General features: G+C 37.0%; 21 protein-coding genes. 3 read left to right on the top strand and 18 right to left on the bottom strand.

The features are described 5' to 3' along the window. Positions 1–8 precede the first annotated feature (8 nt). On the top strand, positions 9–572 hold the full coding sequence (locus J2S08_RS18210) for an RNA polymerase sigma factor (protein WP_307232100.1): 564 nt from the start codon (positions 9–11) through the stop codon (positions 570–572). A 524-nt stretch (positions 573–1,096) separates the two neighbouring features. Here the strand turns inward: J2S08_RS18210 and J2S08_RS18215 are convergent. The 11 genes from J2S08_RS18215 to J2S08_RS18265 form a co-directional block, all read right to left on the bottom strand. Next, complete coding sequence (locus J2S08_RS18215; protein ID WP_307232102.1) at positions 1,097–1,516, bottom strand: DUF5391 family protein; 420 nt, start codon at positions 1,514–1,516, stop codon at positions 1,097–1,099. Between the two features lie 135 nt (positions 1,517–1,651). Further along, positions 1,652–2,647, bottom strand: coding sequence for an alpha/beta fold hydrolase (locus J2S08_RS18220; RefSeq protein ID WP_307232104.1), 996 nt, complete (start codon positions 2,645–2,647; stop codon positions 1,652–1,654). Between the two features lie 465 nt (positions 2,648–3,112). Continuing rightward, positions 3,113–3,970 carry a Cof-type HAD-IIB family hydrolase gene (locus tag J2S08_RS18225; RefSeq protein WP_307232106.1) on the bottom strand — a complete coding sequence of 286 codons (858 nt, stop codon included), beginning with the start codon at positions 3,968–3,970 and terminating at the stop codon, positions 3,113–3,115. Continuing rightward, on the bottom strand, positions 3,967–4,629 hold the full coding sequence (locus J2S08_RS18230) for a D-sedoheptulose-7-phosphate isomerase (RefSeq protein WP_307232108.1): 663 nt from the start codon (positions 4,627–4,629) through the stop codon (positions 3,967–3,969). Before J2S08_RS18230 ends, J2S08_RS18225 begins: the two co-directional genes overlap by 4 nt. Before the next feature lie 93 nt (positions 4,630–4,722). Continuing rightward, positions 4,723–5,985, bottom strand: coding sequence for a PTS ascorbate transporter subunit IIC (locus tag J2S08_RS18235; protein WP_307232110.1), 1,263 nt, complete (start codon positions 5,983–5,985; stop codon positions 4,723–4,725). A 140-nt stretch (positions 5,986–6,125) separates the two neighbouring features. Beyond that, positions 6,126–6,392 carry a PTS sugar transporter subunit IIB gene (locus J2S08_RS18240; protein WP_307232112.1) on the bottom strand — a complete coding sequence of 89 codons (267 nt, stop codon included), beginning with the start codon at positions 6,390–6,392 and terminating at the stop codon, positions 6,126–6,128. 1 nt (position 6,393) lies between these two features. Further along, entirely contained in the window at positions 6,394–8,481 is a 2,088-nt protein-coding gene (locus J2S08_RS18245) for a BglG family transcription antiterminator (protein ID WP_307232113.1), read from the bottom strand. Positions 8,482–8,585: 104 nt separating this feature from the next. Continuing rightward, positions 8,586–8,930, bottom strand: a complete 345-nt coding sequence (locus tag J2S08_RS18250; RefSeq protein ID WP_307232115.1) for a hypothetical protein — start codon at positions 8,928–8,930, stop codon at positions 8,586–8,588. Positions 8,931–8,989: 59 nt separating this feature from the next. Next, positions 8,990–10,063, bottom strand: a complete 1,074-nt coding sequence (locus J2S08_RS18255; RefSeq protein ID WP_307232117.1) for an undecaprenyldiphospho-muramoylpentapeptide beta-N-acetylglucosaminyltransferase — start codon at positions 10,061–10,063, stop codon at positions 8,990–8,992. 771 nt (positions 10,064–10,834) lie between these two features. Beyond that, positions 10,835–11,614 carry a class I SAM-dependent DNA methyltransferase gene (locus J2S08_RS18260; protein WP_307232118.1) on the bottom strand — a complete coding sequence of 260 codons (780 nt, stop codon included), beginning with the start codon at positions 11,612–11,614 and terminating at the stop codon, positions 10,835–10,837. A 151-nt stretch (positions 11,615–11,765) separates the two neighbouring features. Then, positions 11,766–12,986, bottom strand: coding sequence for an erythromycin esterase family protein (locus J2S08_RS18265; RefSeq protein ID WP_307232120.1), 1,221 nt, complete (start codon positions 12,984–12,986; stop codon positions 11,766–11,768). Between the two features lie 317 nt (positions 12,987–13,303). Here J2S08_RS18265 and J2S08_RS18270 point away from each other — a divergent pair, with 317 nt between their 5' ends. Next, positions 13,304–14,206 (top strand): acetamidase/formamidase family protein, encoded by a 903-nt coding sequence (locus J2S08_RS18270; RefSeq protein WP_307232122.1) that lies wholly within the window; start codon positions 13,304–13,306, stop codon positions 14,204–14,206. A gap of 51 nt (positions 14,207–14,257) precedes the next feature. Here the strand turns inward: J2S08_RS18270 and J2S08_RS18275 are convergent, their stop codons facing one another. From J2S08_RS18275 to J2S08_RS18305, 7 genes are all read right to left on the bottom strand, one after another. Continuing rightward, positions 14,258–14,626 carry a hypothetical protein gene (locus J2S08_RS18275; RefSeq protein ID WP_307232124.1) on the bottom strand — a complete coding sequence of 123 codons (369 nt, stop codon included), beginning with the start codon at positions 14,624–14,626 and terminating at the stop codon, positions 14,258–14,260. Positions 14,627–14,810: 184 nt separating this feature from the next. Continuing rightward, positions 14,811–16,022 carry an L-2-hydroxyglutarate oxidase gene (gene lhgO / locus J2S08_RS18280; RefSeq protein ID WP_307232126.1) on the bottom strand — a complete coding sequence of 404 codons (1,212 nt, stop codon included), beginning with the start codon at positions 16,020–16,022 and terminating at the stop codon, positions 14,811–14,813. Further along, the gene (locus J2S08_RS18285) at positions 16,015–17,334 is read right to left on the bottom strand and encodes a (Fe-S)-binding protein (protein ID WP_307232128.1); all 1,320 of its coding nucleotides are present in this window, start codon (positions 17,332–17,334) and stop codon (positions 16,015–16,017) included. Before J2S08_RS18285 ends, lhgO begins: the two co-directional genes overlap by 8 nt. Beyond that, complete coding sequence (locus J2S08_RS18290; RefSeq protein ID WP_307232130.1) at positions 17,327–18,745, bottom strand: FAD-binding oxidoreductase; 1,419 nt, start codon at positions 18,743–18,745, stop codon at positions 17,327–17,329. Before J2S08_RS18290 ends, J2S08_RS18285 begins: the two co-directional genes overlap by 8 nt. A gap of 148 nt (positions 18,746–18,893) precedes the next feature. After that, positions 18,894–19,622 carry a FadR/GntR family transcriptional regulator gene (locus J2S08_RS18295; protein ID WP_307232132.1) on the bottom strand — a complete coding sequence of 243 codons (729 nt, stop codon included), beginning with the start codon at positions 19,620–19,622 and terminating at the stop codon, positions 18,894–18,896. A gap of 30 nt (positions 19,623–19,652) precedes the next feature. Next, positions 19,653–21,608, bottom strand: a complete 1,956-nt coding sequence (locus J2S08_RS18300; RefSeq protein ID WP_307232134.1) for a TRAP transporter permease — start codon at positions 21,606–21,608, stop codon at positions 19,653–19,655. Between the two features lie 59 nt (positions 21,609–21,667). Then, entirely contained in the window at positions 21,668–22,681 is a 1,014-nt protein-coding gene (locus J2S08_RS18305; RefSeq protein WP_307232136.1) for a TAXI family TRAP transporter solute-binding subunit, read from the bottom strand. A gap of 319 nt (positions 22,682–23,000) precedes the next feature. Here J2S08_RS18305 and J2S08_RS18310 point away from each other — a divergent pair, with 319 nt between their 5' ends. Next, positions 23,001–23,147, top strand: a complete 147-nt coding sequence (locus J2S08_RS18310) for a hypothetical protein (protein ID WP_307232138.1) — start codon at positions 23,001–23,003, stop codon at positions 23,145–23,147. The last annotated feature ends 478 nt before the right edge of the window (positions 23,148–23,625 follow it).

Below are 23,625 nucleotides of genomic sequence, written 5' to 3' on the forward strand. Positions count from 1 at the left end.
GATATAGTATGGAACAATGGCATTCTCTCATATTCACCAATGTTAGTGATATGGAACATGATCTACAAGAAATGATCTATGATTCTCTTAGGAATTTCCTTTATCAAGACATCTATTTCTTATTGAACGACCATGCTTTTACGGAGGATGTTATCCAAGAAATATACTTGAAAGTCGCAGCATTGGGAAAAGAGTCGCAAATTTCTAACAAAAAGGCTTGGATTAAACGAGTTGCACGCAATACAGCCTACGATCTGCTAAAGAAAAATAAGAAATATCATTATATTTTCGATTCATTAGTCGAAAAAGACTATCTGCCTCTTCTGTATCCCTCACATGATGAAGTTGCTGTTTCTAGCCAAATAGAGGAAAAAATACAAAACGATTTACTTTATCAAGCGCTTACAGAATTAAAAGAAGACTATCGAACCGTACTGCTTCTATACTATTTTGAGGAAAAATCTTATAAAGAGATAATGGAAAAACTCTCTATCACTCAAGGGGCTTTAACCCAAAGGCTAGTCCGAGCTCGAAAAAAACTTCAACAAAAATTTTCAGAAAAATATGGTTGATATGAAAAAGATCATTTCACGAATCATGTATAACACAACAACACACATCACTTGATTCGAAAAACCGCTCCTTCGTTTATCTCCATTCACTTCATAATGAGTTCACACATTATCGATGTTTCTAAAACATATAAACCCTTTAAGTAAGGCACATGTAAATAACAGACTGCATTCATCAAGTGTATGATGAAGTAAATCTCCTTTTGTAACTATGTATGTCCTTTTTTTCGCATTGAAGAGATTGGCTTAAATAGCAAATTCAAAAAAGACGACTCAAATGAAATGTTGCACGTGGAGCCGTCTTTTTTTTATGAATCGTAATTCGATATACGATTTTTACTCTTAGAGGACTTTTTAGGTATTCTCTTATTCTTCGTGAAGAGGGATGCTTCCTTTTGATGAAAGTAATGTAGAGGCTGCAATGATAACGTTTGTGTTCATATCGCCGCAATATTCTGTGAGGTTTACTTTCTGCAATCTTATAGAGAGAAAATAGATGAAAATATGAATGAATTTTAACTTTATCAATCTTTTTTTAACGTTTGTGGCGAACGAAATGCAACGAAAAACCAAATAATATTAACGATTGAAGCTGCTATGTTAACACCTACAACACCAAATGATGCAGGAAAGATCGCTTCAACAAATACACTTGTCACGATAATAACTACAATGAACGATAGATTCATGAACACTCCTAGTCCACAAAGAATGGCCATGATGTACCTCATCATATCCACACCTAGCATATATATTCCGAGAGGCAGGATATAGCATAAAAGAATAAAGCCTATTGCGAGCCACATGCCCTGGCTGCCAAATTGATTCGCGTTAGGCCCTAAATCTGCAAGTGGTGAAAGTGAAGTAATGACCACCAAAACGCAAAAGAGGAATGCAGAGGCCAAGGTCATGACAATAACACGATTTCTTTTCTTTTTTTCCATGGTTCTTTTTCACTCCTTTCTTAAAGGCTGCCTGGCAGAAGGTTTTATTTCACCCGATTAGATTTCTTCAGAAAAAAAGTTCACTGATGATCTCCTAAAAACCGTCTGCCATTTAAGTGTATGGAATTCCAATAATTATTCTTTTTCGATTAAGTTAATAATTTCTTTTACAATGAGATCAGGATCATCATGATGGACGTAATGTCCTGCTCCTTCGATAACAATCTGTTTGCTTTTATCTGACCATTTCGTAAAATCCTTTTGTGTTTGTGACCATTTTTTCTCTTGATTATTTTTTCCTGAAGTGAAAAGGGTTAGTGGGATGTTTTGCAATCGCCCGCCATCTATCACTGTTTCTGCATTTTTTGTAACGTTATTCGATTCTTGTATTAAATTCCGATTGTATGTATTCTTATTGACCATCACTGCATTTAATTTCTTTAATTTTTCAGGAGTTAACTCACCGTATCCTTCCTGTGGTTTCGTTAGCAGATTAGCAACGCCGTCAAAATGCATGAGCGTTCGTAAAACACCTGTATGTTTTAACATTTGGATCCCATATAGAGGCAGAGCAGGGGAAGATTTATCGGATTGATAGAATTCTGGACTGCCGCCGTCCAACATCACGATTCCAGCCACTTCATCTTCATACATTTGGGCAAATCTAATAGATTCTAATGATGCAAGAGAATGGCCGACAAATAAGTAAGGAGGCTTCTCTCCCGCTTTTTCCAGAAGCGTATGAATTTCCTCTGTAATGATATCAACCTCTCGATTATCTTTAGTCGTTTCACTCCAGCCATAACCTGGACGTTCATAAACGACGACGCGAGTATGCTTAGATAATTTGCTATATAATGGATAAAAATCTACATATGGACTTGGAGTACCAAAACCAGAACCAAGTACAACCGTTATTTCTCCCTCACCTTCTCCATACATATGCATCCGGTGATCATTCACTTCAATCATTTTACCAACTGGAGGATATTTTTGTTGATCAGCTCGAAGACTAGCTGCTTGGTAGATAGCCCCTACAATGAAAACAACAAGGAGGAATGCTAAAATTCCTATCACTATCTTTGTCGATCGTTTTCTTTTTCTAGATTTCGTTTTTTCTATTGTTTGCATCAGCGTCTCCTCTTCATCTTGTATTCTAACGTTTAGATTCACGAACTACTATGTGTTCACAATGTCCCTTATCCTTTAACAAAAGGAAATCAGATGGAATTTATCCACCTGATTATTTTATCATAAGCGAGAAGGCTCATTTTAAAACGTGTTTAGCCTTCTGCAGTTAACTTATTCTATCGTATAATAGAAAAGTTTTATGCGTCATTGGTCGGAAGATGGTTTTTTTTCTACTGCTGAAGGCTGAGACGTTCAATGTGAATCTAAACAGATTACAAACAAAATCTCGCAGTCTTAAACCTTTATCCCACATCTAACTGGCAGTAAGACCCCCACCTCAAGAGTTAGAGTAATCGAGAAGTCTAGGTGGGGGATAACTGCCAATAAATGTCCGATTGGTTCAACTAACCATCAGTGGGGGATGAGAGAAAACCCCCACTGATGGAAGTTTCACTTTATTTGCACTCATTCATTATAGAAAGAAAACTTCTCTTTTAGATAGTAATATAAGCCATTCTCTGCGTACGATAAACTAGTTGTTTCCTTGGCATGGCTTTTAACATAATCTGAAGCATTTGCCATTGCTGCAGCATGTCCAGCAAATTGGAACATTGGCAAGTCATTCTCACTATCACCAACTGCAAGCAAGTCCGTATTGCTAATCTGGCAACTATCTAATAACACTTGGAGACCGGTCGCTTTCGAAACGCCAGCAGCCATCATTTCCACATTATGCTCTGAAGATGAAAATGCAGCAAATGGCGAACTTTCTCTCATTTTTTCTAAGGTTTCCTTCCACTGATGCATTCTCTCTTTTTCTTTGCTGAAAAAATACATTTTCATCACTACGTCATTATTATTTATCGATTCCGCCCAAGCGATCTCCTTTTTCATTGCAAAAATACGTGATCTCCATTCATTGTCTTCAACACTAGACGGCTTTGCACCCGATATTTCTTGCTCCATCAACCCTTTATCGTGTATGAGTGCGTACCTACTAGCAGTATGGGGATGAATTTCATAGTAAATGTTCGCTTTTCGCGCCTCTTTTGTTACGTGTTTCACAAGTGAATGTGGTACATGGTGTTGTTGAAGAATCTTTCCTCTACTATACGTTAACATGCCATTTGCTGCAACAACCCCATCTACATCTAGATGAGGGAGGATATGCGCCATTTCATTTACTGTTCTTCCCGTTGCGATAAATAATAGCAGACCTTTCTTGCGTAAATGAGTTAAGCAACGAACGGTGTCATTCTCTAGCTCATTGTATGGATTTAAGAGGGTGCCATCTAAATCTAAAGCAATCGCACGAATTCTCATGATTTCATCCTTTCATTATCACTGCTGCACGGAAAGAAGTACATTTCTAACAATTTACATAATAAATGATAAATAGGCAAATGCAGCTCTTGAACTGCAGGAGTAGATTCAGCAGGAACTTTTATTGCTGCATCACTATAATGACACATTTCCCCACCTGCTTCACCTGTTAACGCGATTGTTCTTATGCCAAGCAATTGTGCAGTTTGTAACGCATAAACAACGTTGCGAGAATTTCCAGAAGTACTAATGCCTAATACAACATCCTGTTCGTTTCCGTAGCCATATACTTGCTGAGCAAATATTAAATCAGCAGCTACATCATTAGAAAATGCTGTATTTAGTGCCTGCTGATTAGCAAGGGAAATTGCTGGCAATGCACCTTGCAGATGTTGAGCCAAATATTGACCGCTTGCTCCAAAGCGATTTTCCCATGCTTCTTGCTGTTTTTCCGCAAGCGGTCTTGTATGCATAAATCCTTTCATTAATTCTCCAACGATATGATCGCTATCAGAAGCACTGCCGCCGTTTCCACAAATGAGCAGCTTTCCTTTTTGCTGATAAGAGTTCTTTAATAGCTCAAATGCTTGTATGATTGAAGTTTCACAAGACTTTAAACACTCATATTTTTGAAAAAAGCGAGTAAGAAGCGATTCCATTTTGTCTTCAACTCCCTTTAAGTTTATCTAAAGTTGACATGTTGAATCATCTCATATTGTTCATTATTTCCATTCCTAGTCTTCATCACAAGTCTAATGGAATAAGCTAATTAATTTTCCTAACAAAATACCTACAACACCAAAGTCTGCATCACCGAATGTCGACTCTTGAAATCCTAGATCACCTAAGACCGGCAATAATAATGCAGGTAAAAATGAAATGAGCAGCCCATTGATAAATGCACCTAATATAGCTCCCCTTCTTCCCCCGGTGGCATTACCATAAACACCTGAAGCAGCACCGGTAAAGAAATGATTTACAACCCCTGGTACAATCACTTTTAATCCGAATATCGGCAGTAAAAACATCGATATTAGCCCTGCAATAAAGCTAGATAAAAACCCAATTACAACTGCATTTGGAGCAAAAGGAAAGACGGTTGGACAATCTAGCGCTGGTTTTGCATCAGGAACCAATTTGTCTGCAATCCCTTTAAAAGCAGGAACAATTTCTGCAATCAGCATCCGCACACCTGCTAACACAACGTATACACCAGCAGCGAATGTAATCGCCTGCAATAATGAGAAAACAAACATATTTTGTCCGCCGCTTAATGTCGTTTCTACATATTCTTTTCCAGCAATCGGAGCAACAATTAGAAACAATAACACCATTGTTAAAGAAATCGATACAGATGTATCACGAAGAAAGCCAAGTGATTTCGGTACAGGAATTGTTTCAGTAGATTTAGATTTGTCACCAAGTTTTGCACCTATAAAACCAGAAGTTAAATAGCCTAGTGAACCAAAATGCCCCATTGCAAAATCATCTGAATTTGTTACTTTTCGCGTAAACGGCTGTGTCATAGCAGGAGAAAATACCATGAGCGCACCTAATAAAATGGAACCGATAATGACTAAAGGAACGCCAGTAATCCCTCCAGTTGAAAGAACAGCCGCTAACATACATGCCATAAATAAAATGTGATGGCCAGTTAGAAAAATATATTTAAAACGTGTATAACGAGCAATAAGAATATTCACAATCATACCGAAAAACATAATAAGGGCTGTTTCTTTCCCAAAGACATCTTGCGCAATCGCAACAATGGCCTCATTATTCGGAATAACTCCTTCAATATGAAAAGCTTCTGTAAACATTTTTCCAAACACATCTAAAGAGCCAATTAATATCATTGCTCCACCATTTAAAATTAAAAAACCCATCGTTGTCTTTAAGGTACCTGATACAACATCTGCAACATTCTTCTTTTGTAGCAATAAACCTAACAGTGCAAACAATCCGACTAAAATAGCTGGTGTAGCAAGAATATCGTTCATGATAAAATCAAGCATGCTGATCCCTCTTTTCATTTTAATAGTAAAAATCATCATGTTTTGTAATAGAGAGCATGTTTGGTAGCTACTGAATAATTATGAGATAAGATTAAGAAGGAAAGAAGGGAGACAGTGCCAATGCCGCCCAACTATCTTCCTTAAAATACTTTTTGTAAAGCTTCTTTAATCTCATCTAAATCTAAAATGTTTTTCAATCCGATTACTTGGCGCTCCCCATCTTCTAGAAGCGATACAATATCTTTAGAGCCTAAATAAATATCTGCTGTTTCTGTTTTGCTCGAAGCTAAATCAGTGTGGCTCACTTCAGCTTCTACGCCTAATTCATTTAAGATTTTTTTCACATTCATCTCCACAACAAAACTGCTTCCAAGTCCATTTCCACACACAACCAATATTTTTTTCATGTTAATCCTCCTCGATAGAATATTGTTTTACAAGAGCTAGTACATCATTTGTATCATTGGTTTCAATTAATCTATTAATATTGCTTTTATTAGTAAGAAGTGTCGTTAATTGAGCTAAGGCCTTTAAATGTGTTTCATTATCGATTGCCGCTAGAACAATCATTAACTGTACTTGATGTTCAGGCTGATCGGTAAATGAAACAGGCTCCTTTATACGCAAGAAGCTCATCCCTAGTTTTTTCACTCCATATTCGGGGCGAGCGTGAGGAATCGCAATTCCAGGAGCAATCACGATATAAGGGCCTAACTCTTTGACATTCTGAATCATTGCTTCTTCATATGCTTCTGTAATGTACTGTTTTTCTACAAGTGGTTGGGCTGCGCATCTAATTGCTTCTTCCCATGAATCTAAACGTTCAATGAATTGAATATAATCTTTCGTTAATAAATCCGATAACAAAGGCTTCCCCTCCTCTACAAGACTATGTGGTTCATAAAAATATTGACGCAAATCTCTAATGAGTGCTTTTTTGTTTTTAATAACAGCATGTTTGCTAATTAATTGAAGCAATGATTGCACTGAATTATTTGTCGCATTGCCTCCTAAAACCATGTGTACATTTTTAAGCAGCAATGTTTTTTGTTCGTCCGTTAAAATAGGCTGCACCATGATAACAGGGACTTTTGCGGAAGGAAGTGATACAGTTGAGAAAATAAGATCAACGTTAGGCATCGTCTGTTCAAATTCTCGTTTCGATAAGGTAGATTGGATATCGATAAATGTAAACAAATGCTTTAATTGATTTTGTAAAATTCGCGACGTTCCTACTCCATTTGCACATACGATAATTGCTTTCTTGCGAGTGATCGGAATAAGTCCTTCCTTTTTTAGCCATCCGCCAAAATGCATCGCGACAAAAGCGATTTCATCATTTGTCATTTGCTGTTTCGTTAAAGCTTCAAAATGTTGAATAACTGTTTTTGTCAGATGAAAGACTTCTGGATAGCATTTGATGATCGTATGGGTGATTGCATTTTCCATCTGGATATTATACTTCAAGCGAAAATAAGCTGGTTTCAAATGGAGCAATAAATCATTTTTTAAATCATCAACATCCGAAAAGAAAACACATGCATTTTTTTGAAAATCTTCGACCATTTTATCGATTACTTGCTGAATTAGTGTAATGTGGTTTTGCATATTTTCAAAACGTTCCACACTTTGGACTTTGGCTCCTAATAAATGTGTCGCAATATAACATATTTCGTCTTCTGGCATAACGACATCATAAATGGATTCTATTCCCTCTGCTATATATTGAGCCGCTTGGTAGTGCTTTGTCGTTTTCAGCACTTGTTTCTCATCAAGATCAATAGAAATAGCATTGCCGTTAACAAAACGCTTACAAAATAAAAACAAATAAACGCTTAATTTTTCCAGCACCTCATCTGTAAACGACAAGTGAAGCATTTGTTCACTTGAAACAAGCCTTTGTTGAATTTGTTCTATTGTCTTAACCGAAAAAAATAATCCAGCCGCTGCTTTTATGCCATCTAGCAGACTGCCTTGGTCCGGTATCAACCATGTAACATATGAAATGAGCGCCCTTCTCTTATGGAATTCATCTCCTTGTATCACATAGCCGAGCTTATGATTGAACTCAAGCCTCAAATAAAAGCGCTTCAAATCACGATTAAGACATTTTAAATCAGTCAGTGTTGTGTTGCGGCTAACCCGATTGCGGGTCATAAAATCTTCTAGTAAAAACCGATGGCCGTCTGTTAATAATAGTAGAATAATTCTGGCCTTGCGCTCTTTAGGGGAATACTCATACTGCCAATGGTTTAATTTTTTTACATTTTGTCTTGCTATTTCTTTCGTTTTCTCATCTAAGCTGTATCCTAATGATTTCACATATACGATACGGTGCAACCCTTGCTGTTGAAGCCAGTAGTTAATTTTTTCAATGTCATAATATAATGTACGGGTCGAAATTTGAAACTTATTTGTTAACGTTTTTAAAGAAAGATGGGTTTTTTCTTCAATTAAACAATTTAGTATTTGCACAGAACGATAATCCATTGACATGTTGATTCACCCTTGTGTATACTTTTTTGCAATATACAATTCGAAACGGACTGTTTCTATGAAAACGCAACATTGACTAACCTAACTTTAGTATAGGTGCTTTGTTAGGAGATGATAAGTCCAATTGATGTAGATAGCGTCTGCAATAATTGGACTCCCTTTGATGTAAAAAATATGCACGCTATTCCGATTGTTTGGTTTTCGTTTTCTGCTCCCCGTCCGTTCGATTTGTACAAATAAAAGAACCCATTTAAACTTTTTAAAATGAGCTCCTTCCAAAATTGCTTGAATGCTTTATTTGCTACTAATTTCTGTTTATCAGCAATACCTTCCAGTAGAACAGGCTTAACATACTGCAGCCATTTAAATAAAACGCCACTGCTAAGGCCTTTGAAGTGTATATAGTTAGGAAAACAGCCTTTAGTAAAAGGTAGAAAAGGTATGGACAAAAAGAACTCGAAAAGACGATCGGCATATTCCGGGTCGTCTACTCGGTTCTGAAACTTTTTTAGTGATCGATTTCATTGATTGCGGCTGCCAATAGTGCGACGGCATCTTTCTTATCATACTCACCCATTTTTTGTTTCATGTCGTTCGCTTCCCGCTGGAGCTTGCGCAAGTGTGCTAAAAGGCTTGACGTAACTAAATTTTTCTCCTCGAGAAATAGACAAAATCCATTCTTGGCAAAGGATTTAGCATTTAGAATTTGATCGCCCCTACTTTGGTTTTCAGGCAAAGGAATGATCAACATTGGTTTATGCAAAGACAAAAACTCAAATATAGCGTTGGACCCGCCTCTAGTAATCACATAATCTGTGGCAGCTAGAATATCAGGAAGTTCATCATGAAGATATTCTACTTGCTTGTAGCCAGATACGATCTCCAGCTTGCGCTCGATATTTCCTTTCCCACATAGATGCATGACCTGAAATTCTTTCAATAATTCCGGCAGCACCTCTCTCACAGCTTCATTGATCCTTTTAGAACCAAGACTTCCTCCCATAATCGTAAGAATAGGACGATCGTCATAAAAACCCATCAACGCTTTACCTTTTTCTGTATCTCCTAAAAATAAATCCTCCCGAATCGGTGATCCCACTACATACGTTTTCTTTTTTGGAAAATAGGCTGCTGTCTCTTCAAAAGAAGTAAAAATCTTTGCGGCAAACCACTTCGCTATTCTATTAGCCAAACCGGGGGTAATGTCACTTTCGTGTAAAAACACAGGAATGCCTAACGTTTTAGCGGCTATGACAACTGGTACGGATACAAACCCCCCTTTTGAAAAAACAACTTGAGGTTTTAAAGATTGAAGGATTTTTCTTGCTTCCCATATTCCTTTTAAAACACGAAATGGGTCTTTTATATTCTCTAAGTCTATATATCTCCTAAGCTTCCCACTGGAAATTCCATGATATGGAACTCCGTTATTCGTTATTAACTCTTTTTCAATACCTTGATGAGATCCGATATAATGAAACGTCCACCGTTCTTGATCAAGAGCGTTCATGATCGCGATATTAGGGGTAACATGACCTGCAGTTCCACCCCCGGTAAAGACGATGACTTTTTTCTTATCCATTTTCTCTTTCTCCTTTAGTTGCATGTACGATAGCTCAAATTAGCTAACAGTTGTCTCATGGATCAATAAGAATCTTCCAATCAAGTGAAGCCTATCCTCACCTGTTTGCCGGATAGTTCAAATATTTGATCGTTTCCTTTTATACTAGCCTACTAATCATCTCACTTCAAAAAACAAAAATTTCATAACCTATTAAATTCATTTTGAAAATAAGTACCATAATATGTAGGTGGTGCATCAGGAAATTTTTATGGAATTCTATAAGCGGGATTATTTTATCATCTCACGTTAAAAACACGGATGTTCTTATTGCTTCGGGAGCTTTCCCTATCCCATAGACACCCGGATCAATTGGATATTTGACTTTCCGGTTATTCCTGTATGGACTTCTACGATTCCTTTAATTTGAGGTGAGGTCTTGTCTAATGTGGAAATTTCATAAGACTTTTTAAAAACAAATTCTTATAAAAAATGAATGAACATTCTATTTCAGTATACTCCTCATGGACAATTTATGAAACACCCGTCTGTACAGGAACGGCGATTTGTCACTTGGTCAAAGTCTTTTTGAACAACAAATTTAACTTATTGATGCTCCTCGAAAAATAAAATAACACTTTAAGAAGCAAATCTCAAAAAAACACTCCTTCATGTTAAAAATGCATGAACAGTATTTTTTTGTTTGCTTTATAAAGTGTACTTCCTTTTAGCAGTATTTTCTTATCCATGTAAAACGATGAAACACCCGCTAGTTGTCGTTAATCGAAATCGTTATCTTATTTTCTTGCAGACATAAACCATCTCATCGCTATCGTTTGAAATAGGAGTTTGATTCCAATCCTTATATATATGTTCAATTTCAAATCCATTATGAGACAATAAGCGTTCCATCTCTTTTGGAAAGACATATCGCAAGCTTATATTCGTACTTTTCTCTTTTACAACAAAACCTTGTTCACTTTTATATTTCCTATTTGTTTGATAATGCTGAATTTGGTTCAGTGAATCATAATTGCTAATCGTATAAACATCGACTAACAAACCACTTTCTTTATCCTTATATGTTCTCCAATATTCCTCGCTATTTGGCTGGAGTAATTCTTCTTTGCTAGGAAATCTTGTATTAAAGATAAAGATTCCGTTATTTTCTAAATGTTGATTGACCGATGTTAAAAGCCGGTCTTGAGCATCATTTGTTAGAAAGTGCTGAAACGAATTTCCAACCATATAGATGAAATGACTCTTTACATTGAGAGCGAGTTTTGTGCAATCTTGTTGTATCCATTGAATTTGTATATTTTCTTTATTTGACTTCTTTTTTGCTTGTTCTAACATCCCTTTATGCAAATCAACGCCAATCATTTTGAATCCTTTACACGCCAAGGGAATAGTCACTCTTCCTGTCCCACAAGCTAAATCAATGATGATTCCGTTTGATTTCTCAACCAAATTTAATAGAAAGGAAATCTCAGCTATCATGTCATTTTCGTTATCATATAAAACAGGATCATCATATTCTTCCAAATTATATAATACTGCTTTTTTATCCATGGAAATCTCCCCTATGAATTCATTTTCTTAAAGGCTAACATAACTATTAATATTTGGAATCTATACCATTTGCTAATATGAGATAGCAACTGCTTTATTTACTGTCTCTCTTAAAAGTTTAATCGCTTTATTAGACTTCAACAAGCATCTTTTACACATCTTTATCATCTCTGTTCGGTACGGGTAAATAAGTTGGGACGGAAACTTCATTGATAAAAAGAATCGCATCGTAGGCCTGTTGCGGTGACATTCTTTTTGGGTATTTTCCCATCTCAAGTAATTCCCATTTTCGTTGATACCACATACGCTTGCTAGACTCTCTTGCACCTGTTAAATCTAGAAATAAATACCCTGAATACAACTTGTAAAACAATGACTCAAGATAACGCTTCTTTAAATCTGCTACTCCCAGATTCACACGCAAATAACTTGCCATTTCTCCGCTTCCAGCATAGAGTCCAATACAATACACTTCATCATGATACTTTTCTGTAAGTGCTTCTCCAACGGGCTTCATCTTTATCAGCCAATTAGCAATGGTCCTAGACTTTGTTATATGGTAATTATGAGCCCAGATTATCATCTTTTCGTCTTTATAATAATCTTCGATGAGCCATTCTAGATTTTTAAACATAAAGGCGCTTCTTAATGCCCCAGATGAAAAATACCCTTTCATACATACTTGCAGCCACTCAATTCGATTGAGAATGCCGCGCCGTATGGCCTTGAGCATTCGCGGATGATGATCCTGATGGGCATTTATGTATTCATCAAAAAGTGCTAAGAAACGTTCGTAGCGATGCATAGTGTCCTCAACTTGCGGCTTTTGCCTCTTTTTTACTTTCAAGCGAATTTGTTCGTCTAAATCAAAAAAGCGTTTATCCAGTTCCTTGTATTCTTCGCTTATAGTCAAATCAACATTTTTCTGCAGCCACATTTGTACATGTCTGGAGACATTAGGATAAGTAGGTTGCACATCCATTCCGGTTAGGTGAAGCCTTTTTCCCCACTCAACATCAAAAAGAGGCAGCATTTCTTCCGTATGGTAAATATCTAAACATGCAGTTTGAACCTTTTTTTCTAGCGAATATTCAGATAATAAATCATGACATAATGTTGTTTCCATGAATCCGTTCTCTAAAACGACGACATGAAAACCATGGTTATCATGAAGATAGCGAATGAGCTCTATTTTTGCCGTTTGATAATCACCTACACCATGACTGCTTTCGCCTAACATGACAATTCGTTTTCCTTTCACATATGAATCGATAAACGAAAACGATGCTTCTTTTCCTGGCGTTGCCTCGTGAGCGGATTCACTTATTTGCTTTTTCCATTTTTTTCGAACTCTATTGCATAAATAAAACATCCGTAGCCTCCTCTCTGATATATCCCTTCTATCATTAGAATTCACTACGTTTACTATACCAAAATAAAGCGTGCTCATAATGGATTATTTTTAGAAAATAGTGTATGTAAGTATTCATTCTATAAAAGTCTGTTAATAGGGTTAATTCTAGGCAACTAATTCATATTTACACAGGAATTTGCTAAGATGTTTTTAGTCGGGCTGTTTTTATGAAAAACAACTTGTTTAATTGGCGCTAAACATTAAATAGTCAGAAATATTAGACCGATACAAATAATGAATCCATTAAAACTGTGGATGAAAGGGGAAAACAAATCATGAATCAAGTCGTAAAGCTTGGAAAACCAATTTATTCCTTTAGTAAAGATCATCAGCCAGTTTTCCATACAAAACCGGGGGAACGCCTGACAGTGGAAACATACGACTGCTTTGAAAATCAAATTACATCCAGTGACACCAATATTAGCGGGATTGATTGGAATCGAATTAACCCTGCAACTGGACCGATCTACGTAGAAACAGCACAACCTGGAGATGCACTTGCTGTCACGATTCATCACATTGACATCCATGACCGCGGTGTTCTAGTGACAGGCGCCAATATTGGTGTTATGGGGCATCGAATCGATGGATTTGACGTAAAAATGGTTCCCATTAAAGATGGCAAAGCCATTTTTAACGACAAGGTGCATATTCCATTAAATAAAATGATCGGTGTGATCGGCGTTGCTCCTGAGAAAGAAGCAGTGCCATGTGGAACGCCTGGAAATCATGGGGGAAACCTAGATACGAAGCTTATTACAGAAGGAGCGACTATTTATTTTCCTGTCTTTCACGAAGGTGCTTTGTTCGGTCTTGGAGACATGCATGCAGCAATGGGAGACGGGGAAATCGGCGCTTCTGGGATTGAGATCGGCGGCAAAGTTGACTTAACAGTAGATGTCTTGAAAGCGAAAAATTTACGTCATCCTGTCGTAGTCAATGACGAAGGTGTTAGTGTACTCGTTTCCGCTGATACTTTGGATGACGCCATCAAGACCGCTGTTGAAGAGATGATAGATCTTTTACTTCCCCATCTTGACATGAGCTTGAGTGAGTTAACGATGTTAATGAGTGCCATTGGGCAGACACAAATATCCCAAATCGTTGATCCAAAACTTACAGCAAGATTTTTCGTACCAAAATGGTTTTTAGATGCTTGCGACGTGAAGCTTTTTTAAGAGAGAGAACGTTCTTTGACAGTGGGGATCACAGCTTTGCCCCACTGTTTCTCATGATTGCTTTAAAATTAAACCCGCTATAAAGCGATTAAGAACAAGTATCCAGAACGCAATGACAATAAAAGTATACACAAGTTCAAAGACTGCCTTTAAAAAAACGTTAGCAACTGATTGGCCGACAATTCCACCCCCAATGATGATACAAAACGAAGCGAAGAGGGAGGCAACAATAAAGGCGCCTATCGAAGATAAAAAATGATAAAGAGACAACCCTTTCGTTTCCTGCCAAAATCGCAACACCATACATGCACCTGCTACAGCTAAGAAAATGATGGGCCATACAGATTCAGCCCAAATCTTCGTTATGATGAAATAAAAGATTAGTGCTGCTAAAGCAAGCGAATTTAGATGCTTAGACATTCCTTCATCCCCTTCAATGTGAACCTTTATTAATGCTATTATACAAAGTAATTTGCAGCAGCGAATGAATTAACAAATATAATCTAAAGTTTATTCTAAAAGAATGATGAGCGGATAGGAAAACAGTCTTCTCTTTTATCCCATTAAACGAACAATATCCCCTTTCTTGGAAAGAAATATAGTCCTAACTTGATTGTATTTTTAGGAATAATTGTTCTGGAATCTGTTTACATACTTCCTTGCCGATTTCAATCGCTGCAGTTGCTGCTGGTGATGGAGCATTGCAAACATGAATACTATTTTTTCCATTAATAATAAAAAAATCATCTACTAAGCTACCGTCACTTCGTAAAGCCTGTGCTCTTACCCCAGCTTCGGCTGCAACCAAATCATCCGCCTCGATATCTGGCATTAATACTTGGACACTCTCGACAAACTTTTTCTTACTGAAGGAACGAACCATTTCATCTATTCCTTCTTTCATATATTTTTTCGCAAGCTTCCAAAAGCCAGGGTACATCGTCACTTCAGCAACATCCTTTATATGAAAATCTGTTTTGCGATACCCTTCCCTTTTTAGTCCAAGAACAGCATTTGGACCTACATCTACTTCGCCACTAATCATTCTTGTAAAATGAACCCCTAAAAATGGAAAATCAGGGTTGGGCACAGGATAGATTAAGTGATTGACGAGATAACGTTTTTCTGGCTTCAACTTATAGTACTCCCCACGAAAAGGAACGATCTTCATGTCTGCATCATACCCGGCTAACATTGCAATGCGGTCGCTTTGCAAACCTGCACAATTAATTAAGAACTTGCTCTTAAACGTTTTCTGCTCTGTTTCTACTATTACTTCGTCTTCTGTTTCAACGATTTTCTTTACCTCTTCTGCCAACATGATTTCTCCATCTTTGGCTTGAATCAAGTCCGCCATTTTTTCGGAAACTTGTTTGTAATCAATAATTCCCGCCATCGGAACATGGATCGCCTTCACGCCATTTACATATGGCTCTTTTTCATGTAGTTCTTCCTTATTTAAAGCCTGAATATCGAGTCCATTTTGCAAACCACGTTTAAATAAATGATCTAATAAAGGAAGTTCGCTTTCGTTAGAAGCAACGATTACTTTCCCGCAAATATCATAATTTAATCCATGCTGTAAGGCAAAATCTCGCATTGAGTTACTGCCTTTTTTTGCAAACAATGCTTTATAACTGTTGGGCTTATAATAAATTCCTGAATGAATGACACCACTATTATGACCAGTTTGATGTTGTGCTAGCTTTTTTTCTTTCTCAATGATGAGAAGTTTTGCGGACGAATATTTACTGCAAATTTCCATTCCAACAGATAATCCAACAATTCCTCCACCAATGATAATAAAATCATACATCCTTATTCTCTCCTATTATATTATCTACTTCACAGCTTTCCGCTAATAATTCAATGAGATGAACGACTTTTATGTTGTTTTGTAAGCCTTCTCTTCTAACTCCATGCATCATTTGTAAATGGCAGCCAGGATTAGTCGTTACGATGACTTCTGGCATTATTTCGTGGATTATCCTCATTTTTCGATCCAATATGTCCATTGCTTCATCGTAATGCATCATGTTATAAATTCCAGCAGATCCACAACACATATCCATCTCTTTCATTGGTGTATACGTCATGCCAGGAATTCTATTAATAAGTGCAATTGGTTCATCCGATACTTTTTGAACATTTTTCAAATGACATGAAGGTTGATAAGTGACATTCTTCCGAATGGGGGTCTTAAAAGGCAGTTCTAATTGTGCTAATATAATAGTCGCATCTACACATTTTTCTGAAAATTGTTTTGCTCGCATATACCATTCATCTTTGTGATCAAACAAATGATGATATTCGATAAGCATCGCACCACATCCCCCGATGCTGTTCACCACGTAATCAAACTCATGCCGTTCAAAGACTTCGATATTTTTCTTTGCAAGATTGATTGCCATTTCTTTTTCCCCAATATGGTGATGTAATGCTCCACAGCAAGTTTGTTCTTTTAATAAAATAACTTCACAGCCGGCAGCAGTTAATAATTTCATACTTAAATCATTCACTTTTGAAAAAAAAACATCCATCACACAACCGACAAAAAACCCGATCTTATAGCGAGGCTGCTCTGCTTCCTTCATTCTTTTTTGCTTGCGTTTCGCTTTTTTTGGTATGAGGGGTACAGCCTTTTCCATCTCCTGTAAAGGCTTTGGCAAGATGGTTGTTATACCCAATTTACGAGCTAATTGATCGAACCGTGTATGTTGATATAAAGATAATCCTGAACCGATGAAATGAAGTACGTTTCGATAAGGGAACATATGTGCAAAGACAAGCTTTCTAATGACTTTCTCGGCAACAGTACGTTTCTGTTTGTTATAGTCAGACAATGCTTCCACTGCTGACGCTAAAATCTTTCCGTACTGCACATTTGTTGGACATGCTGTTTCGCAAGCTCTACACCCAAGACATAAATCGATCGGTTCTTTTAATGCTTCGAGAGAAATGTTCCCTTCCGCAGCCATTTTCACTAAATGAATACGTCCGCGAGGGGAATGTGTTTCTTTCCCCATTGTTACATAGGTAGGACACGACGGTAAGCAGTAGCCGCATTGAACACAACTAAATGTTTCATGATATGCTAGTTTTTGACGCAGTTTTTCGTGATTACCCATTTGTTAACACTAACTTTTGTCCAGGCTCAGGAAAAATCTTACCTGGATTTAATATGTTATTAGGGTCCCATGCTTGCTTTATCCGCTTCATCATCTCTAGTCCTGTTCTTCCTAGCTCCATTTCCATAAAAGGGGATTTCATATTGCCAATTCCGTGTTCCCCTGATAACGTTCCACCTAGTTCAATTGCTGCTTTAAAGATCTCTTCTACTGCCTTTTCTACACGCTTCATTTCTTCTATATCCCGTTCATCTGTTATAATGTTTGGATGCAAATTACCGTCGCCAGCATGTCCAAAAACAACTAACTCGATTTGATATTTATTTTCAATTTCTTTTAATCTTCTAAACATTTCTGGTATTTGACTTCTTGGTACTGTTGCATCTTCGGAGATTTTCGTCGGCTTCCTCCTGACGATTGCAGGAGAAACCAATTGCCTTGCTTTCCATAATTCGCGGGCATGCTCGTCATCTTTTGCGATGACAATATCTCGTGCACCAACTTCCAAGCACGTTCCTTTTACTTTTTTCACTTCTGCTTCAATCGCTTCCGGATGACCGTCAAGCTCTAACAGTACAATGGCCTCTATATCCATCGGCAAGCCCATCGGTTGATACGCTTCTACTGCGATGATAGAAGCTCGGTCCATTATCTCCATCTTTGAGGGAAAAATGCCAGAACTTAAGACTTTAGAAATAACGCGGCCGGAATCAACAAGATCATCAAATAACACCATGATTGTTTTAGACGAAAGAGGTTTAGGTATGAGTCGAAGTGTTGCTTCCGTAATAATACCTAGAGTGCCCTCAGAACCAACGATTAATTTCGTTAAGTCATATCCTGTTGCATTTTTGACTGTTTTCCCGCCCGTTCTCATAATATCACCCTCAGGTGTTACTATTTCCAAACCAATGACATAATCTTTTGTCACACCGTATTTTAACCCTCGTGGTCCTCCTGCATTTTCAGCCAAATTCCCGGAAATGGTAGAAACATGGGCACTGCTTGGATCTGGTGGATACATTAATCCCCATTCGTTCGCCTTTTCATTGATTTTGGCAGTTATCACTCCTGGAGAAACTGTAGCAATTAAATCTTCGGCATTAATAATTAATTTATCATCCCATTGCGAAAAATCGAGAACGATTCCTCCATGAACCGGCAAGGGGCCTCCACTCAAGCTAGTTCCACTTCCACGTGGGTAAATTGGCGTTTTAAATCTGTTCGCTAACCGTACAATCCCTGCCGTTTCTTCCGTTGAAATAGGCTGTAAAACCAAATCAGGTCGATATGTACCGAAGGATGCATCAAAGGAATAACTGTATAGATCAGACTCGATTTGTAAAATTCTCTTCTCACTCGTCATCACTTTCTTCATTTCCGCGATAAACTCTTTGGACAACTTCCCCATTTAGCTGCCTCCTCTAGCATTTTTAAGTTAGTAAGTATATGCTTTTTCCACAAATAGATCATTGCATATTCCTTGTCGTGCTCCTGTCATTAATAGCAGGATGAAATATATCAAGAACATGGAATCATTATTCATAATCATTCCATAGCTATATCAGTTCAATTTCTATCGTACTAATGCTTTCGTCGCCAAGCTTGATTCTTGTATTGATGAGATGCCGTTTCATATTATAAGCAGCAGCTTTACTATCGCGACTTTCTATAGATTTAAAAATAGCTAAGTGTTCCGAAAGAACTTGCTCTCTTTTTCGTGGCATTCCAATGTTTTGTTTGAGTGAAAAATTGAGCGTTTTTTCGTATAAATCTCGCAGGCTATCTACTGAATGTAATAAAAATGGATTGTAAGATGCTTTTACAACCTCATGATGGAATGCAAAGTCTGCCTCATGCCCAATAGATTGTTCATCTTCCATTGTTATAGCAAATTCATCTAAAGCTTTTTTTATCGCCAATAAATCATCGTCTTTCCATCTGATTGCAGCAAGTGCTGCTGCCTCGGATTCTACAATTGTTCTCATTTCTAGTAAATAAAAAACTTCTTTTACATCGATCACTTCAAACATATACGAATCCAATAAATTCACTAAATTTACTTCTGTAACATAGTTGCCCCCGCCTTGTTTAGAATCTACTAATCCACTAGCCTCAAGAACACTTAACGCTTCACGAACAGGAGACCTGCTGACACCAAACATTTTTGCTAATTCATTTTCTGATGGAAGTTTACTTCCGGGGGGAAACCTTTTTTCTTTTATCAATTTTTTTAATTCTATTGCGATTTGTTCTGATATTTTTTTTCTTTGAATTGGAGATACCATCCATTTCTCCTCCTAGAAGTGATGAGTCTCTTAAGCAGCTGTTGTAGCAGTCGAAGTTTTTCTCGCTCTTCCAATATTGATCACAACCAAGAGAGCCATAACCGATATTCCAACGATATCGGTAGCCAATCCAGGTTTGATTAAGAGCAGCGAACTTCCAAAGAATCCAATTCTTTCAATCAAATAAAATCGAGTAGAAAAGAAATTATTTATTGCTACAGCTAATGAAAAAATACCTAAAATACCACTTATTAACACAAGTATAACCTCAATTACAGCAATTTCATTTCCATCAGGCGACTGCATAATCATAATCGGGTTATAAGCAATCATGAACGGAATAATAAACCCTGGCAATGTTAAGCGCAGAGCTGTCCAAGATGTTTTCATTGCATCTGCACCTGCAATGCCAGCGGCAGTATAAGAAGCTAAAGCGACAGGGGGCGTTACATTTGAAAGTGCTCCAAACCAAAATACAAAGAAATGGGCTGCAACAGGATGTACGCCTGCATTGATTAAAGCAGGGGCTGCAGTAACTGCAACTACTATATAAAGGGCGGTTGAAGGCAGGCCCATACTTAAGACGATGCATGTAAACATGACTAATAATAATATGATCCATAAGGTTCCTCCAGAAACTGCCAATATGTTAAAGGCTATCGTAGAACCTAGCCCTGTCATTGTAACAACTGCAATGATGATTCCAATTGCTGAACATGCTATACCTACTTGAATACTGCCCTTTGCTCCATCAACAAGCGCTGCAAAAGCCTTCTTCATTGTGATGCGATTTTCTTTATTTTTTGTTAGCCAACTTGCCGCAATCACAGATATAATACCTGCAAAGCCTGCGAAAAGCGGTGTTTTCCCCATTAATAATGTACTGATAACGACTATTATCGGTAAACCTAAAGCTCCGCTATCCTTTATGACATTCCATACTTTAGGAATAGAATCCTTACTAACCCCCTTTAACCCTAGTTTTTTCGCTTCTAAATCAATTGCGATAATTAATGACCCATAGTAAAGAATACTTGGAATAATGGCTGCTAAAATAACGACTGTGTATGAAACACCTAAAAATCCCGCCATAATAAATGCCGCTGCTCCCATAATTGGCGGCATCATCATTCCACCGGTGGAAGCAGCCGCTTCCACTGCCCCTGCAAACCGAGGTGAAAGTCCGATACCTCTCATCAGCGGGATTGTAAAGGTTCCTGTAGTCGCAACATTCGCAACCGCACTTCCGCTTAATGACCCTGTTAGCGCACTTGAAATAACCGCAACTTGTGCAGGCCCTCCCCTTTTTTGACCAGCAATGGCCAATGATAAATCATTAAAAAACTTTGATGCGCCGCTTGCGGACAAAAATGCTCCAAACAAAATAAACAAAACAATATAAGTAGATGCTATAGACAATGTAATCCCAAAAATTCCTTCGCTTGTCATATACATTCTATAAAGGAACCGTTTTATCGTAAAACCAGAATGCGAGAACATACCTGGAAAATAAGGCCCAAATAACGCGTAAATAATCGCAATAACAGATAGCAGAGGGATAAATATCCCTATCGTTCTTCTTGCCGCTTCCAAAAGAACGATCATTGTGATTATTGCAAATATATAGTCCGTTAGAATAGCTTGTGAATGGCGCTCTATATGAATGATGGAGTAATAAAATAAAATATAACCGATGCCAGCTAGTCCAAAGATTGTAAAAATAATATCCATAAGCGACATCTTACTATTTACAGATTTTTTTCCCGATGGGTACAAAAGAAATGTAAGCAGCATTAAGAAACCAACAAAAATGATATTACGATAAATTTCTTGTGTATTCGTAAAACCATTTATATAAATAGAAAATATCGATAATCCAGCTGCTGAGATGAAGAAAAAGTTGTAATAACCTCCGCTCAATTTTCTCACAGCATTACTTGCTTCTTTATCTATTGTTTTACTTCTATCTTGTTTTAAAGACAACATCCATTCTCCCCCTCTTTATAAAAACTAGCAGGAATCCTTGCAGTTTTCCTTTTTTAAAATTATCGTGCTTCTGGTGGAATTAATTCATCACGAATTTCAAGGCCAACTTCTTTAAAATATTTATAGGCGCCAATATGCAAGGGAACTGGAAGACCGTCCAAGGCCGTTTCTAACTTCATATTTTTGGCTGAATGATGTGATTCATACATAAAGTCTAGATTTTCATATAGCGTTTTCGTTAATAAATAAACGGTATGTTCATCTAATTTCTTTGATGCTGCTAAAAAGTTTGGTTGTGCAATTGTTTTAATATCTTCCTCTTGTTTCGGATAAGTACCTTTAGGAATAATAAACTCATACCATGTATGATATATCTCATTTATTTTATTCAATTGCTCATCCGTTACTTCTAAAATAGAAGCTTTTACCCCACTTGCATACATATCGGTAATAGCAGATACTGGAACTCCTGCACCTAATGATCCGCCATCAAGACGTCCATCACGCATCGCTGAAATAGTATCGTCGTAACCTAAATATTCTGATTTAATATTATCTTTTGTTAGATCTATTCCTTCCATCATAACGAGAGTAGATTGTTCCGTACCACTCGCTTGGGGGCCAACAGAAAATGAAGTTCCTTTCATATCGCTAATCGTGCCTGATTTTATTTTCTCATCCATTAACACAAAATGTTCGACATTCGGCCAAAGCATAGATATAGCTCTTAATTCAAGATAAGGTTCTCCCTTAAAGCTTTCTTTTCCAGTATAGGCTTGTACGCCAATTAAACCTTGTAAAATTGCTAATTGTGCCTCGTCATTTTTAATTAAATCAATATTTTCTATTGAGCCCGCCGATGATTGTCCACTAGCTTTTATTCCTTCACTATATAGTTTTTCTGACCAAAGATTTCCCATTCCAACACCAATTGGATAATACGTGCCTCCAGTTGAAGCAGTTGCGATCGTTAAAAACTGTGTTTTTTTCTTTTCACCGGAAGCATTTTTGTTGCAGGCACTTATAAATAGCAAGGCAATCATCAAAATAATACAGTAATAGATTTTTTTCATTTTACCAAATCTCCTTTCTTTAAAAATGAAAGCGCTTTTATAAGTCGTAATACAAGTATACAATATTACAAATTATTTTCAATCATCAGAATTTATAGTCAGTAAAAAATATAGGAGTTGATTATTTGAAGTTTAAGCGATTTTCAAGATCATAAAACCAACAAATATTAAGTGAAGAATGGAAAGAGCGTATGTTATGAATATATCTTTATAGAACGAATGCTTTAAAAATCTTTAATTACAGGAAACGCTAACATACATATTTTATTTCCATTTGGTAAACATAATATTAATTTTATCGGAAAATGGAGGTGAAAAGATGAGTAATCAACCTCACTACGAAGAAGAAATAAAAGTAAACAATGATAACATTTTCAGTTCAGTCACAGAGGAAGAAAAGATAATAGAGAATAAAACCAAATCTGAAAAAATGCGATATAAAAATGCAGATAATATTTATGAGTGAACACGTTTAAATGCTTTAACACGAGGGAAGATTGATGAGAAAAACATGATTCTGCAGTTGCAGCGTATAATAGAGCCTAAAACAAATACAAAGCAAGTAATGAAATAAGCAGGATTGAAAATAGTCCTAGCAATCGTAACGATTTATTAACCTTTATATTACGACCGGATAGAGATTTAATACATTTTAATAACACTTTTTGCTAAATTCTTTCCACCTTTTTTCATGGAGATAGTAGTAATGACAAAAACAGAAGCCAAATGCCTTACGCCCTTTAAGGCGCTTCGGATGACAATATAGGATTAATATATATAAACGCTTCATTCTCTTGCACTTCTATTAACATCATCTAGCTAATTTTCTATATATGCAGAAAAAATCGCACCAACATCATTGCCGACATCTATACATTTCCTCATTGAAACAAAGCGTAAGCCTAATTGAACTGATAACAAAAGACCTTCACAATGGAAGGTCT

Origin of the sequence: Bacillus chungangensis, assembly GCF_030812995.1 — a bacterium.
GTDB lineage: Bacteria > Bacillota > Bacilli > Bacillales > Bacillaceae_C > Bacillus_CF > Bacillus_CF chungangensis.

What these genes read in the sequence shown, in the direction of transcription:
- J2S08_RS18225 (WP_307232106.1), bottom strand. Translation starts at nt 3,970, where the DNA reads ATGAGAATTCGTGCGATTGCTTTAGATTTAGATGGCACCCTCTTAAAT.
- J2S08_RS18300 (WP_307232134.1), bottom strand. Translation starts at nt 21,608, where the DNA reads ATGTTGTCTTTAAAACAAGATAGAAGTAAAACAATAGATAAAGAAGCA.
- J2S08_RS18240 (WP_307232112.1), bottom strand. Translation starts at nt 6,392, where the DNA reads ATGAAAAAAATATTGGTTGTGTGTGGAAATGGACTTGGAAGCAGTTTT.
- J2S08_RS18265 (WP_307232120.1), bottom strand. Translation starts at nt 12,986, where the DNA reads ATGTTTTATTTATGCAATAGAGTTCGAAAAAAATGGAAAAAGCAAATA.
- J2S08_RS18210 (WP_307232100.1), top strand. Translation starts at nt 9, where the DNA reads ATGGAACAATGGCATTCTCTCATATTCACCAATGTTAGTGATATGGAA.
- J2S08_RS18220 (WP_307232104.1), bottom strand. Translation starts at nt 2,647, where the DNA reads ATGCAAACAATAGAAAAAACGAAATCTAGAAAAAGAAAACGATCGACA.
- J2S08_RS18260 (WP_307232118.1), bottom strand. Translation starts at nt 11,614, where the DNA reads ATGGATAAAAAAGCAGTATTATATAATTTGGAAGAATATGATGATCCT.
- J2S08_RS18235 (WP_307232110.1), bottom strand. Translation starts at nt 5,985, where the DNA reads ATGCTTGATTTTATCATGAACGATATTCTTGCTACACCAGCTATTTTA.
- lhgO (WP_307232126.1), bottom strand. Translation starts at nt 16,022, where the DNA reads ATGTATGATTTTATTATCATTGGTGGAGGAATTGTTGGATTATCTGTT.
- J2S08_RS18305 (WP_307232136.1), bottom strand. Translation starts at nt 22,681, where the DNA reads ATGAAAAAAATCTATTACTGTATTATTTTGATGATTGCCTTGCTATTT.
- J2S08_RS18275 (WP_307232124.1), bottom strand. Translation starts at nt 14,626, where the DNA reads ATGTCTAAGCATCTAAATTCGCTTGCTTTAGCAGCACTAATCTTTTAT.
- J2S08_RS18255 (WP_307232117.1), bottom strand. Translation starts at nt 10,063, where the DNA reads ATGGATAAGAAAAAAGTCATCGTCTTTACCGGGGGTGGAACTGCAGGT.
- J2S08_RS18215 (WP_307232102.1), bottom strand. Translation starts at nt 1,516, where the DNA reads ATGGAAAAAAAGAAAAGAAATCGTGTTATTGTCATGACCTTGGCCTCT.
- J2S08_RS18310 (WP_307232138.1), top strand. Translation starts at nt 23,001, where the DNA reads ATGAGTAATCAACCTCACTACGAAGAAGAAATAAAAGTAAACAATGAT.
- J2S08_RS18290 (WP_307232130.1), bottom strand. Translation starts at nt 18,745, where the DNA reads ATGGGGAAGTTGTCCAAAGAGTTTATCGCGGAAATGAAGAAAGTGATG.
- J2S08_RS18270 (WP_307232122.1), top strand. Translation starts at nt 13,304, where the DNA reads ATGAATCAAGTCGTAAAGCTTGGAAAACCAATTTATTCCTTTAGTAAA.
- J2S08_RS18285 (WP_307232128.1), bottom strand. Translation starts at nt 17,334, where the DNA reads ATGGGTAATCACGAAAAACTGCGTCAAAAACTAGCATATCATGAAACA.
- J2S08_RS18245 (WP_307232113.1), bottom strand. Translation starts at nt 8,481, where the DNA reads ATGTCAATGGATTATCGTTCTGTGCAAATACTAAATTGTTTAATTGAA.
- J2S08_RS18295 (WP_307232132.1), bottom strand. Translation starts at nt 19,622, where the DNA reads ATGGTATCTCCAATTCAAAGAAAAAAAATATCAGAACAAATCGCAATA.
- J2S08_RS18230 (WP_307232108.1), bottom strand. Translation starts at nt 4,629, where the DNA reads ATGGAATCGCTTCTTACTCGCTTTTTTCAAAAATATGAGTGTTTAAAG.